This is a genomic window from Pseudoalteromonas sp. PA2MD11 (genome assembly GCF_017808125.1).
Lineage (GTDB): Bacteria > Pseudomonadota > Gammaproteobacteria > Enterobacterales > Alteromonadaceae > Pseudoalteromonas > Pseudoalteromonas simplex.
Map to the genome: position 1 here is coordinate 367,749 of NZ_JADKNF010000001.1, position 12,191 is coordinate 379,939.

Below are 12,191 nucleotides of genomic sequence, written 5' to 3' on the forward strand. Positions count from 1 at the left end.
CAGCGCAAATTATTAAGGGTAGCCTAGGCTACCCTTTTTTATGCCTTATTAAGCGGACGCCCGCCTGTAATTTTATTTGCTCGGCCCTCTTCTTTGGCTTTTTCAGCACGGCGCCTGCGTGCATCCTTTGGATCAGCAATAAGAGGTCGATAAATCTCAATACGATCGCCATCTTTTACTTCTTGATTCAGTTTGCAAGTACGATTCCAAATCCCAAGCGTCAAATTATTTGCGTCTATTTCTGGGCACTTCTCGATAATGCCCGACTTAATCACCGCTTGCTCAGCGGTAGTACCTACAGGCACTTCGACCAGTAAACTGGTTGCTGTTGTTGGTAAGGCGAAAACCACTTCAACAGTGATCATGGGCGAACTCCATATACAGTTTTAGCGCGTTGAGTAAATGCATTAACCATATTCTTAGCGACTTCGTTAAATACTTTTCCGAAAGCCAGCTCAATAAGCTTACTAGCAAATTCAAACTCAAGATGCAGTTGCACTTTACAAGCTTTATCGTCCAGCGGTAAAAAGTGCCATTTGCCTTGCAGCTTTTTAAATGGGCCATCGACTAAGCGTAGTGCAACAGTTTGCTCATCTATGAAGGTATTTTCGGTAGTGAACCACTTTTTTAAACCTGCTTTCGATATTTCTAGACTAGCTGTCATACCACTGGCTTGTTGTGTAATGATTTTAGCATCAGAGCAATGTGGTAAAAACTCTGGATATGCATCTACATCATTCACTAAATCAAACATTTCTTTGCTGCTGTACATTACCAGCGCACTTTTTTCTATTTGCGGCATATTCACTCCCAACTTTGTCGGCGAATTTTAGCAAGCTTTGACTATTTACCCAAATATTAGTGACGCGAAAATTTCTGCAAAGCCTTAAAAAAGCGATGTAAAAACGCTGTTTTTACGTATAATATGAGCCACTATGGCTAAGAAAAAATCATCTAAATCGACAAGTAATACCATCGCGCTAAACAAAAAAGCGCGTCATGAGTATTTTTTACACGATAAGTTCGAAGCAGGGGTTGAACTACAGGGCTGGGAAGTAAAAAGTATCCGAGCTGGTAAAGTAAACATCTCTGAGACTTATATTCACATTAAAAACGGCGAAGCATTTTTACTTGGCAGTCAAATTCAGCCTCTCAACAGTGCTTCTACTCACGTAATTTGCGATCCTTTAAGGTATCGTAAGTTACTTTTAAATAAGCGCGAAATCGATCGTCTTATCGGTGCTACAGAACGCGAAGGTTTTTCATTAATCGCAACTGCAATGTACTGGAAAAAATGCTGGGTGAAGTTGGAGTTCCACCTTGCTAAAGGTAAAAAGATGCACGACAAACGTGAAGACGGAAAAAATAAAGACTGGGCGCGTGAAAAAGAACGCCTGATGAAACATAAAGCTTAATTTATGAAATGAGCCTAACATTTTTGTTAGGCTCGTACCCCCTACCAGTCCTGACTCTTACCACTTAAGAACCTTAATACCTTAATAAACCCATACTTTTTTGCTATTTCATTCACCGCCATTTACATGGTATCAATCTTTGTCGTGATTAATTCACAACACTTTCACAATTATACAAGGATTGAAATATATGAAGAACACCCATCGCTTTATACAACGACCTCTCTACGCATTTACAGTTGCCGCATTAGCAGGCACCAGTTTTATGTCTGCTGCTGCAGAGTCAGACGGAGCTGAAAAGGTCGAGCGTATTGAAGTTACAGGTTCTCGCATCAAGCGCTCGGACATTGAGGGGCCATCACCGGTTCAATCAATCAGTCGTGCAGACATCGATAACATGGGCTACGACAACCTACAACAACTATTAGAGCGTATGCCTGTTGCCGGTAATGGTACTTTTTCTACTCGCGGTAATAACCAAGACTCTACAGCCAATGGTGCTGCAGCAGTCAGTCTTCGTGGCTTAGGCTCAGACGCTACATTGGTACTTATTAATGGCCGTCGTGTATCTATTAGCGCTTTTGCTGAGAGCATTACCAATTCATTCGTTGATATCAACTCAATTCCTGTCTCTGCGATTGAGCGTATCGATATTTTAAAGGATGGCGCATCAGCTATTTATGGTTCTGATGCAGTTGCTGGTGTAGTTAATATTATCTTAAAGAAAGATATTAACGGCCTAGAGGTAAACCTTGGATATGGCGGCACTGATGGTCCTAACTACGAAGAAAAAACAGCAAGTTTAGTATGGGGTACCAGTACAGAGAAAAGCAGCGCATCAATTATTATTGATTACTTTAACAACACAGCACTCTCATCTGATGAAATGGGCCGCCTAGGCACAGCCAACCAAGAACCATACGGTGGTATGGATTTTCGCTCATCGCGTGGCTTCCCGGGCTACTTCTATGTAGATGGTGAAAAAACCATTGATCCAGCCTGCCCAGCAGAAAATGCAACCGCAAGTGGCAGCTGCTTATTTGACTACGGCCCGTATGGTTACGTAACCCCAGCATCTGAGCGTGTCGGTGCTATCTCACAATTTGAATATAACTTCGACAATGGTATTTCAGCTTTCTTAGAGGTTGCAGTACAACATAATACGTCGCAAGCAGCAGGTGCACCGACCCCGCTTGATGAAGATGCAGGCCTTACAGTACCTGCAAGCCATCCTAACAACCCATTTGGCCAAGATATCGAAATTGGTCGCTACAGAACCGTAGATGCCGGCCCTCGCCAATGGGATATTGAATCTGATACGCTTCGCTTTGTTGCCGGTCTAAAAGGTGAGATCAGTGACTGGAGCTGGGAAGCTGCTGTTCAAAAAGGTCGCAGTGAATCAATGCAAACAGGTAATAGAAGCCAAGGTTGGGTGCGCACTGATTTCCTACAACAAGAAATCGATGCAGGTAACTATAATCCATTTGGTGGCACCTATAATGACCAGGCAGTGATTGACCGTATCACGACAAGCTTAGTGCGCCGTGGTGAGTCTCATATGACCTCATTTGATGCAAATATTAGTGGTGAAGCATTCAGCTTTGGCGATGATGTAGTAATGATGGCTGCAGGTATTGAATACCGTGAAGAAGATGTGAGCGATATTCCAGACGACCAATTCCAGCGTGGTTTAATTTTTGGTACTGAGTCTGTATCAGCCGCTGCTGAACGCGACCAATACGCAGCTTACATTGAGTTTTCAATTCCGCTGGCTGATAACCTAGAACTGCAACTAGCTGGTCGATACGATGACTACAGCGATTTTGGCTCAACTACAAACCCTAAAGTAGCTGTTCGCTGGGCACCAACTGATTCAATCACTGTTCGTGGTTCGTGGGCTCAAGGTTTCCGCGCGCCTTCACTAGCACAAATTGGTTTAGGTCCGTCGGAAGAAAGTCAATTCTTTGTAGATACTTACCGCTGTCAGGCAACAGGGCTTGACTGTAACGCTCTAGATTACAATATCCAATTTGCAGGTAACCCAAACCTTGAAGCTGAGGAGTCAGAGTCATGGAATGTTGGCTTTATCTGGGCACCAACCGCTGAATTTGGTTTTGGAATCGATGTATGGAGCATTACACAAGATAATAAGATAGATGAGCAAGAGTTCGGCCCTATCTATGATGAAAACTGTAATGATCAAAACAGCACTGTCTGCGTGCGTTTAGCACCACAAAATGGTCAAAGCTTAGGTGTAATCCAAAAAGTTTATAGCACCTTTGAAAACGTCTCATCACAAGAAGTATCAGGTGTCGATGTATCGGCTAACTACACACATGCGATGAACGATTACGGCTTCTTAAAATTCAATTTAGAATGGGCTTACCAAAACGAATTTAAGAAAGATGGCCGCGATTACACTGGCGAATATCGTTATCCTGAAAACCGTTGGATTTTCTCAACAAATTGGGAAATGGGTGACTTCAACACCAATGTGAACGTTAGTTACACGGGCGAGTTTGAAGATACGCCAGATATCGACTTTGACGGTAATTTAGACTTTGATAGCAACACATCACGTATGGTTGATTCACAAACGCTGGTTGATTTACAAACAGCGTATAACTTCTCAGAGAAAATCAAACTTTCTGTGGGTGTGAATAACGTGTTTGATGAAGATCCTCCGTTTGCAATCGGTGATGGCGATGGCGACTTATATGGCTATGTATCAAGCGTACATAACCCTCGTGGTCGTTATTTCTATACTAAACTAACGATGCGTTTTAATTAATCTTGTTGTGCTTAAAAACAAAAACCCGCCAATTGGCGGGTTTTTTAATTCTTTAACTAAGGCCTAAATTATAGGTCGCCTTCGTTTTCAGAAAGGAACTTAGCAACACCTTCAGGGCTTGCGTCCATACCTTTTTTGCCTTCAGTCCAACCAGCTGGACATACTTCACCGTGCTCGCTGTGGAACGCTAGCGCGTCAACCATGCGGATCATTTCGTCGATGTTACGGCCTAGAGGAAGGTCGTTAACTACTTGGTGACGTACGTTACCTTCTTCGTCGATAAGGAAAGAACCACGGAAAGCAACACCTGCTTCTGGGTGCTCAACATCGTATGCTTGACAGATTTCGTGTTTAACGTCTGCAACTAGTGCATATTTAACTTGACCAATACCACCGTCAGCAACGGCAGTGTTACGCCATGCATTGTGTGAGAATTGTGAATCGATAGAAACACCAATTACTTCAACGCCACGCTTTTGGAACTCTTCAAAACGCTTGTCGAAAGCGATTAACTCTGAAGGACAAACGAAAGTGAAGTCTAACGGGTAAAAGAAGATAACTGCTTTTTTACCTTTGATAGTTTCTTTTAGGTTGAAGTTTTCAACGATTTCACCGTTACCAAGAACAGCTGCTGCAGTAAAGTCTGGTGCCTGACGGCCAACTAATACACCCATTTTTATCTCCAAATATTTGAGTTTATTTCCAATTGCCTAAGCAATACTCACATAGATATGGTTACTAAAACGCAAAAACCAAGTGTAAGTATTGATAAATTGCAAGATAGTGTAATGAGGTTACAGACAAATGAACAATCGAAAAAAGCGATATGCCTAATCGGAAAAATTGATTTATTAAAATATTACGTAACTCTTGAAACAAACAATCGCAAAGAGCTGCAAAATCAGCAGCTAAAATCTGATAAAATATGCTGAGCTAAGCAACTAGGTAGAAAAATGAAAGTTTTGATCACAGGTTCAGCAGGTCGGGTTGGCCGTGCAATTTATATTAAGTTAATGAGCAATTATAATGTCGTTGGGATGGATAAAACGCCCTGCTCTACAGCTGACTTTGTGGGAGATATCCGTGATCAATGTTTAATTAAACAAGCTCTTCAAGGCGTAGATGTAATAATTCATACAGCCGCTTTACATGCCCCTCATGTTGGTCTGCACTCTGACGACGATTTTTACACTATAAATGTGGAGGCGACAGAACAACTGGCACTGTTAGGTATAGAAGCAGGCGTAAAACAGTTTATTTTTACCAGCACCACAGCGCTCTATGGTTCAGCTTCAACGCCATTAGGTCAAGCGGGTTGGGTAAACGAGGATATTATTCCAAAGCCAAAATCCATTTACCATAAAACTAAAATTGCCGCTGAAGCCAAGCTTGAAGCTATTTCAATAAAGCACAAATTACCAATCACAGTATTACAGATGTCTCGCTGTTTTCCTGAACCTGCAGATACGATGGCGCTATTTCGTAATAGCCGTGGCATCGACGCTCGCGATGTTGCCAATGCTCATTTATGTGCAATCGAGAAAAAACTAAGTGGTTTTAATCGCTTTATTATTTCAGGCGTTACGCCTTATTCAAAAAAAGATTGCCGGCCGCTTTATAAGCAAGCAGATAAAGTCATTATTGAAAAAATCCCAGCATTAGCAGATGCATTCAAGGAGCGGGGCTGGCTATTACCAACGAGTTTAGACCGAGTATACGATTCAACTAGAGCGCAGCAGCAACTTGGCTGGCATCCCAAACATGATTTTAATAGTGTTTTAGCAATGCTTGATGATGAAAGCGCTGAAGTACTCCCTGTGCTTAAAAGTAACTAACAAAAAACCCAGCTTTTAGCTGGGTTTTCAAAATAGAATATTAATTACGGTCGCTTAGTCCATGATATCTTCTGGCATATCACCACGAATTTGTTGCCAAATTTCACCTGTTTGATGACCATATTTACGCATCATTGAAATCGCACCGTCGTGTTCACGACGCTCTGCCAGTTCTGTTAAATCTTTATAAAATTGACGCGCTAATTCACGAGTTCGAGAATCAGAGAAGTAGTGGCAGCCAATTTTTGAGTAGAAACCTTTAAAGCCATTTAGGATAAGAACGTAAATGCGGTTATTACCCGCAACTGCTAATTCATGGTGGACTTTATAATCGTAATCAGCAAATGCTTGCGCACTGTCTTCTAGCTCTTCACTTTGCGATAAAATTTCAATTACACGCTCAGGAGCAAGCTTAATAGCCGCACGGGTATAAATTGCGCTGATATTAGTGCGAGCAGAAAGTAATTGATCTGTAAGCTCTGGCATTTTGTCTTCATCTAGTCGCGCTAGCGTTTCTAAAATGTTCAGGCCCGAGGTTTCCCAGAAGTTATTTACACGGGTAGGTTTACCGTGCTGAATCGTTAGCCAGCCATCACGGGCTAGACGCTGAAGTACTTCACGTAAGGTTGTACGTGTAACACCTATCAGCTCAGATAATTCACGCTCAGCTGGAAGAATTGAGCCAGGCGGAAAGTCACCATTCCAAATAGATTCAACAATGTATTCTTCAGCAAAACCTGCTGGGCTTTTCGCTTTAAAAATTCTCATTCACTTTCCACTTGAGTTAGCAACTACTTTTACCGCATTTGGTGTTCAACTCACTGATTGTACCAGATGATAAGCAACTAACAAGTAAACTAACTCGGCAGTACATAAAAATCTATAAGATCTAGTTAAATAAATGGCCTTTTGGATTAAAAGTACATCAAATAACAATACTATCGATATAATCAATTTCTATTTATTAACAATAATAACCAGCACTGATATAGGTATGGCCATGCAGCAGCGCGTTTTACCAGCTCTATTTAAAAATTTTTTAGGAACTTCACCAAAGTGGTATAAATACACCATTATTGCGTTTTTACTAATCAACCCGGTGTTATTTCAACTTAATCCTTATCTGGCAGGATGGGTATTAGTGTTAGAGTTTATTTTTACACTCGCCATGGCACTTAAATGTTACCCGCTACAACCGGGTGGTTTACTGGCAATTGAAGCCTTGTTTATCGGCATGACAACAGCAGGTCAAGTTGAACATGAGATAGTACAGAATATCGATGTGATCCTGTTACTTATCTTTATGGTTGCTGGTATCTATTTTATGAAAGACTTACTTTTATATATCTTTACAAAGCTGGTTGTTTCAGTACGAAGTAAAACCGTATTATCCCTGTCGTTTACGATAGCTGCCGCATTTTTATCTGCTTTTTTAGATGCGTTAACGGTGATGGCCGTTGTTATTGCCGTCGCGATGGGCTTTTACAGTATTTACCACAAGGTAGCATCAGGCAAAGACTCCAGCAGTGAGCATGATATAAATGACGATAACCAAGTTCGCCCTGTCAATCGTCAAGAGCTTGAAGAGTTTCGTGCTTTTCTTCGTAATTTATTAATGCATGCATCCATAGGTACTGCCTTAGGCGGTGTTTGTACTATGGTAGGCGAGCCACAGAACTTGATCATTGCAGAGCGTGCAGGCTGGTTATTTGGCGAATTTTTCTTCCGAATGTTGCCTATTACTTTACCCGTTATGATTGCAGGTATTGCCACTACTTTCTTACTCGAAAAAACCAAAACCTTTGGTTACGGCGCAAAACTCCCTGCCCCCATCCACACGATTTTATCGGATCATGCTAAAAAGCTAGAGAAAAAACGCACTACACGCGACAAAGTTAACCTAGCGATTCAAGCTTTCATTGCTGTTTGGTTGATCATAGGTTTAGCCCTTCACTTAGCCACTGTTGGTTTAATTGGTTTGTCTGTTATTATTTTTGCCACGGCCAGTGCAGGTATTATTGAAGAGCACCAATTAGGTAAAGCATTTGAAGAAGCCCTACCATTCACAGCGTTACTTTGCGTATTCTTCTCAATTGTTGCAGTTATTATCGATCAGCATTTATTTACACCTGTGATCGCATGGGTACTTACTTTCGAAGGTCAGCTGCAACTGGTGATGTTCTTCATTGCCAACGGTATTCTGTCGATGGTCAGCGATAACGTGTTCGTGGGTACTGTGTATATCAATGAAGTGGCTGCTGCGTTACAGGCAGGTCAAATTACCCGTGATCAATTTGACCTATTAGCTGTGGCAATTAACACAGGTACTAATTTACCAAGTGTTGCTACGCCTAATGGACAAGCTGCCTTCTTATTCTTGCTTACATCAACATTAGCCCCTGTGTTAAGACTATCTTATGGACGCATGGTATACATGGCGCTACCTTATACCATAGTGTTGACGGTTGTTGGCTTGAGCATGACCTTATTCAGCCTTTCAGATATGACTGACTTGCTGTATCAATGGGGCTTAATCAATCACCATAGTGGTGCGTTACCTGGCTCATTAGGTGGTCATTAAAACGATTATTTAAAACAAAACATTTGCAACTAAAAAGCCCGCTTGATGCGGGCTTTTTTGCTAGAGCTCTTTTTTGCTAGATTAGCTGTTTAGTCAAGCACTTTCGCGTCGTTTGCTTTGTTGAGTAAGCTGCGGCTTTGCGTTAAGAAATGTGCAGTTGCATCAGAGAAGTATTCTTTTGCATCAGCAAATGCGGCAATCAATGATGCTTTATCCCCTGCTTTTAGCTTTTCTAGCGTGTCTGCAAAAGTATCTTGGTAGTTGGCAAGCAGTGCTTCTACATCGTCGAATTGTGCTAACATGATGTCAGAGTATAGCTCTGGCGATTGGGCAAATAAGCGCCCGACCATCATTAACTCTAACTGATAAATGGGTGATGAGCAGCTGCGAAGCTCTGCAAGTGTATGGCTTTGCTTGGCAAGAAACTGGCCATATACAAAAGTTGTTAAGTGGCGCATAACCTGAATGATCTGCATTGCTTCATCGTGTTTTTTAGCATCCATTTCAACTACTTGGCAGCCCCAAACTTGTAGTTGTGCCATTAACCCTTTAGCTACTTCATGATCTCGCCCCTCACACACGACCACCGTTTGTTTTACCCAGTGTGAAATATCTGGACCAAACATCGGGTGTAAGCCAACAACCGGGCCGCTATGAGCCGCCATAAGTGCTTTTAAAGGTTTTTGCTTAACAGAGGTAATATCAACCAGCAAACAGTCATCATCAAGTGTCGGTAGCGCTGCGACGACTTGCTCAAGCGCATTAATTGGCACACTGACAAGAACCAATTTTGCCCCTTTTAATATCGTTTCACTTTGTGCTTGCTGTGCTTTATCTAAAATACGAACTTCATAACCTGAACGAGTAAATTGTTGAGCAAATAGCTGGCCCATGGCACCTTCACCACCCACAATTACAATGGGTGATAATTGGGGTGCAACACAGGCAAGGCTACCTTGTTGGTTTTGATACGCTTCACGCATCATACGACGCAATATATCTTCAACTAACTCAGGGTTAACCCCTTGTGCGACAGCTTCTTGACGACGAGCTGCAAGTAACTCAGCCTCGCGATCTGGGGCATGTAATGGTGCACCGATTTGTTGCTTAATTGCGCCTATTTTTTCTGTAATCCCATTACGCTTTGCCAGTAATGCCACCAATTGCGCATCACATTCATCTATTCCTGCTCTTAAATCAGCTAGATCATTCACTGTTACCACGTTACCACACCTCAAACCCTATAAACGTAAATATTTATATACAAAAAAGTAAAGCTTTTAATACAAATTATAGTAACAGGATAACAGCCAAAGCACAAAGCCCCAACGTTCTTGTAGCATAGCTTATAAAGGGATAAATAGGAGTAAGTAGATAGGTTAGAAGGGAGTATTTCTCAGAGAGGTAAATTATTTTTGTAGTATAAAAACCAAAACGGGTTGCAACCTAAGGCTGCAACCCGTTTTATTTTGCGTTGTAAAACAGCGCGTATTAGTTAAGTTTTTCTCTAATACGTGCAGATTTACCAGAACGCTCACGTAGATAGTAAAGTTTCGCACGGCGAACTGCACCGCGACGTTTAACTGAGATACTATCGATAAGAGGGCTGTGCGTTTGGAATACACGCTCAACACCTTCACCGCTCGAGATTTTACGAACTGTGAATGCTGAGTGAAGACCACGATTACGCTTAGCGATTACAACACCTTCAAAGGCCTGTAGACGCTCTTTGTTACCTTCTTTTACACGTACCTGTACAACTACTGTATCACCAGCGCCGAATGCTGGTACGTCTGTTTTAAGCTGCTCTTCTTCAAGCGCTTTAATAATATTTTGGTTTACTTTTGCCATTATATTTCTCACTTTCCTAGGTGTAACTGTCTTCTAGCCACAAGCTTGTTGGTACTCTTGCTGAAATTCAGCAAGGAGTGCCGCTTGCTCCTCAGTCAGAGCTAGGTTATGCAACAAGTCAGGACGACGAAGCCAAGTTCTACCAAGTGATTGCTTTGTGCGCCACTTAGCGATTTCTTGGTGGTTTCCGCTGAGTAATACAGCAGGCACCTGTTTATCATCCAATGTCTCTGGCCGTGTATAGTGAGGACAATCAAGCAAGCCATTCGAAAATGAATCCTGCTCAGCTGACTGGTTATGACCTAACACCCCTGGTACTAATCGTGCTACTGCATCAATTAGCGTCATCGCGGGTAGCTCACCACCACTTAAAATAAAATCACCAATTGACCATTCTTCGTCAACGTATGATTCTATGATTCGCTCATCTATACCTTCATAGCGACCTGCAATTAAAATCAGCTTTTCTGATTGTGCAAGCTCGCTTGCACCTTGCTGATCTAATTTGCGCCCTTGCGGGGACATATAAATTACTTTTGCACCATCACCTGCCGCTTTTTTGGCGTCAAGGATAGCTTGTTTCAATGGTTCAACCATCATTAACATGCCAGGACCGCCCCCGTAAGGACGATCATCCACAGTTCTATGCTTATCAGTAGCATAGTCACGTGGGTTCCAACAGTTAAAGTCGATTAGACCATTTTTAACTGCGCGACCTGTTACCCCTTGGGTGGTAATCGCATCAAACATGTCCGGGAAAAGGCTTATCACCCCTACCCATAGCGAACTCGTTTGTGACATTAAAACCCTGGGTCCCAGTCTACGGTAATTTCTCTTGCATCATGTTTAACTTCTTTAATAACAGAATCTGTTAAGAAAGGAATTAAACGCTCTGCTTGGCCAAATGCATCTTTTTTGTTTGCTTTCACAACCAAAACGTCATTTGACCCTGTCTCCATTAGGTCATCAACAGTGCCTAAGTTATAACCTTTATCAGTTATAACAGACATGCCGATCAGATCTCGCCAATAGAATTCACCTTGCGGTAATTCTGGTAGCTGCGCTGCATCCACTGAGATTTCTACATTGGTTAAAGCCATTGCTTCGTCTCGGTCGTTTACTTGCGCAACTTTAGCGATAAAGCCTTTGTTGTGGCGACGCCAGTCGACCACTTCTAAGGTCTGCCATTTACCTTGTTGCCCTATCAACCATGGGCTGAAATCGAAGATCCCTTCGGGATCATCAGTAAATGAATGCACCTTAAGCCAGCCCTTTATACCATACGGGGCACCGAGCTTTCCTACTGTAATATACGAGGTGTTCTCTTGACTCATGGTTACTCTTACGCCTATTAAGCCGCTTTACGAGCGTCTTTAACTAACTTAGCTACGCGATCTGAAAGAGATGCGCCTTGACCTACCCAGTGATCAACACGAGATAAATCTAAACGTACTTTTTCTTCCTGACCAGAAGCGATTGGGTTAAAGAAACCTACTTTCTCGATGAAGCGACCGTCACGCGAGAAACGGCTATCCGCAACCACAATTTGATAGAAAGGGCGTTTTTTAGCGCCACCACGTTGCAAACGAATAGTTACCATACCGTCCTCTACATTAGATTGACTGTTTTCATTAATAAGATTTACTCCCCAATACGGGAAGCTGGGGAATTGTACGAGTTTTTTGCAACATTGCAAGTAAGAACTGCTGCAAATTGTA

Annotated in this window: 13 protein-coding genes; 4 read left to right on the plus strand and 9 right to left on the minus strand. The window is 42.2% G+C overall.

What is annotated here, in order from left to right; all coding sequences use genetic code 11:
- Positions 1 to 38: 38 nt before the first annotated feature.
- Both ISP07_RS01615 and ISP07_RS01620 read right to left on the minus strand, forming a co-directional pair.
- The gene (locus ISP07_RS01615; RefSeq protein ID WP_138601550.1) at positions 39 to 365 is read right to left on the minus strand and encodes an RnfH family protein; all 327 of its coding nucleotides are present in this window, start codon (positions 363 to 365) and stop codon (positions 39 to 41) included.
- On the minus strand, positions 362 to 802 hold the full coding sequence (locus tag ISP07_RS01620; protein ID WP_054551726.1) for a type II toxin-antitoxin system RatA family toxin: 441 nt from the start codon (positions 800 to 802) through the stop codon (positions 362 to 364). The genes ISP07_RS01615 and ISP07_RS01620 overlap by 4 nt, the downstream gene beginning before the upstream one ends.
- A 133-nt stretch (positions 803 to 935) precedes the next feature.
- On the opposite strand from ISP07_RS01620, the gene smpB reads away from it, so the two are divergent.
- Both smpB and ISP07_RS01630 read left to right on the plus strand, forming a co-directional pair.
- Complete coding sequence (gene smpB / locus ISP07_RS01625) at positions 936 to 1,415, plus strand: SsrA-binding protein SmpB (RefSeq protein WP_054551727.1); 480 nt, start codon at positions 936 to 938, stop codon at positions 1,413 to 1,415.
- A gap of 265 nt (positions 1,416 to 1,680) precedes the next feature.
- The gene (locus ISP07_RS01630; RefSeq protein WP_228290492.1) at positions 1,681 to 4,206 is read left to right on the plus strand and encodes a TonB-dependent receptor; all 2,526 of its coding nucleotides are present in this window, start codon (positions 1,681 to 1,683) and stop codon (positions 4,204 to 4,206) included.
- A gap of 68 nt (positions 4,207 to 4,274) precedes the next feature.
- Here ISP07_RS01630 and ISP07_RS01635 read toward each other — a convergent pair whose 3' ends face one another.
- Positions 4,275 to 4,880 carry a peroxiredoxin C gene (locus ISP07_RS01635; protein WP_054551729.1) on the minus strand — a complete coding sequence of 202 codons (606 nt, stop codon included), beginning with the start codon at positions 4,878 to 4,880 and terminating at the stop codon, positions 4,275 to 4,277.
- Between the two features lie 279 nt (positions 4,881 to 5,159).
- Between ISP07_RS01635 and ISP07_RS01640 the strand changes: the two genes are divergently transcribed.
- Positions 5,160 to 6,041, plus strand: coding sequence for an NAD-dependent epimerase/dehydratase family protein (locus ISP07_RS01640; RefSeq protein WP_209326573.1), 882 nt, complete (start codon positions 5,160 to 5,162; stop codon positions 6,039 to 6,041).
- Positions 6,042 to 6,095: 54 nt separating this feature from the next.
- Here the strand turns inward: ISP07_RS01640 and fadR are convergent, their stop codons facing one another.
- Positions 6,096 to 6,809, minus strand: a complete 714-nt coding sequence (fadR, locus tag ISP07_RS01645; RefSeq protein WP_054561887.1) for a fatty acid metabolism transcriptional regulator FadR — start codon at positions 6,807 to 6,809, stop codon at positions 6,096 to 6,098.
- A gap of 232 nt (positions 6,810 to 7,041) precedes the next feature.
- Here fadR and nhaB point away from each other — a divergent pair, with 232 nt between their 5' ends.
- Complete coding sequence (gene nhaB / locus ISP07_RS01650; protein WP_209326574.1) at positions 7,042 to 8,622, plus strand: sodium/proton antiporter NhaB; 1,581 nt, start codon at positions 7,042 to 7,044, stop codon at positions 8,620 to 8,622.
- Positions 8,623 to 8,711: 89 nt separating this feature from the next.
- On the opposite strand, the gene tyrA is transcribed toward nhaB, so the two are convergent.
- The 5 genes from tyrA to rpsP form a co-directional block, all read right to left on the minus strand.
- Entirely contained in the window at positions 8,712 to 9,845 is a 1,134-nt protein-coding gene (gene tyrA, locus ISP07_RS01655; RefSeq protein ID WP_138601546.1) for a bifunctional chorismate mutase/prephenate dehydrogenase, read from the minus strand.
- Between the two features lie 268 nt (positions 9,846 to 10,113).
- Positions 10,114 to 10,473, minus strand: coding sequence for a 50S ribosomal protein L19 (rplS, locus tag ISP07_RS01660; protein ID WP_054551733.1), 360 nt, complete (start codon positions 10,471 to 10,473; stop codon positions 10,114 to 10,116).
- A 33-nt stretch (positions 10,474 to 10,506) separates the two neighbouring features.
- On the minus strand, positions 10,507 to 11,274 hold the full coding sequence (gene trmD, locus ISP07_RS01665) for a tRNA (guanosine(37)-N1)-methyltransferase TrmD (RefSeq protein ID WP_054551734.1): 768 nt from the start codon (positions 11,272 to 11,274) through the stop codon (positions 10,507 to 10,509).
- A complete protein-coding gene (gene rimM / locus ISP07_RS01670; RefSeq protein ID WP_209326575.1) occupies positions 11,274 to 11,807 on the minus strand; it encodes a ribosome maturation factor RimM in 534 nt (177 codons plus the stop codon). The genes trmD and rimM overlap by 1 nt, the downstream gene beginning before the upstream one ends.
- Before the next feature lie 17 nt (positions 11,808 to 11,824).
- A complete protein-coding gene (gene rpsP, locus ISP07_RS01675) occupies positions 11,825 to 12,073 on the minus strand; it encodes a 30S ribosomal protein S16 (RefSeq protein ID WP_054551736.1) in 249 nt (82 codons plus the stop codon).
- Positions 12,074 to 12,191: the final 118 nt, after the last annotated feature.

Excerpts from the sequence above, each read along its gene's own strand:
- smpB (WP_054551727.1), top strand. The coding sequence starts at position 936 with ATGGCTAAGAAAAAATCATCTAAATCGACAAGTAATACCATCGCGCTA.
- trmD (WP_054551734.1), bottom strand. The coding sequence starts at position 11,274 with ATGTCACAAACGAGTTCGCTATGGGTAGGGGTGATAAGCCTTTTCCCG.
- nhaB (WP_209326574.1), top strand. The coding sequence starts at position 7,042 with ATGCAGCAGCGCGTTTTACCAGCTCTATTTAAAAATTTTTTAGGAACT.
- rpsP (WP_054551736.1), bottom strand. The coding sequence starts at position 12,073 with ATGGTAACTATTCGTTTGCAACGTGGTGGCGCTAAAAAACGCCCTTTC.
- ISP07_RS01640 (WP_209326573.1), top strand. The coding sequence starts at position 5,160 with ATGAAAGTTTTGATCACAGGTTCAGCAGGTCGGGTTGGCCGTGCAATT.
- rimM (WP_209326575.1), bottom strand. The coding sequence starts at position 11,807 with ATGAGTCAAGAGAACACCTCGTATATTACAGTAGGAAAGCTCGGTGCC.
- ISP07_RS01620 (WP_054551726.1), bottom strand. The coding sequence starts at position 802 with ATGCCGCAAATAGAAAAAAGTGCGCTGGTAATGTACAGCAGCAAAGAA.
- ISP07_RS01630 (WP_228290492.1), top strand. The coding sequence starts at position 1,681 with ATGTCTGCTGCTGCAGAGTCAGACGGAGCTGAAAAGGTCGAGCGTATT.
- ISP07_RS01635 (WP_054551729.1), bottom strand. The coding sequence starts at position 4,880 with ATGGGTGTATTAGTTGGCCGTCAGGCACCAGACTTTACTGCAGCAGCT.
- rplS (WP_054551733.1), bottom strand. The coding sequence starts at position 10,473 with ATGGCAAAAGTAAACCAAAATATTATTAAAGCGCTTGAAGAAGAGCAG.
- fadR (WP_054561887.1), bottom strand. The coding sequence starts at position 6,809 with ATGAGAATTTTTAAAGCGAAAAGCCCAGCAGGTTTTGCTGAAGAATAC.
- ISP07_RS01615 (WP_138601550.1), bottom strand. The coding sequence starts at position 365 with ATGATCACTGTTGAAGTGGTTTTCGCCTTACCAACAACAGCAACCAGT.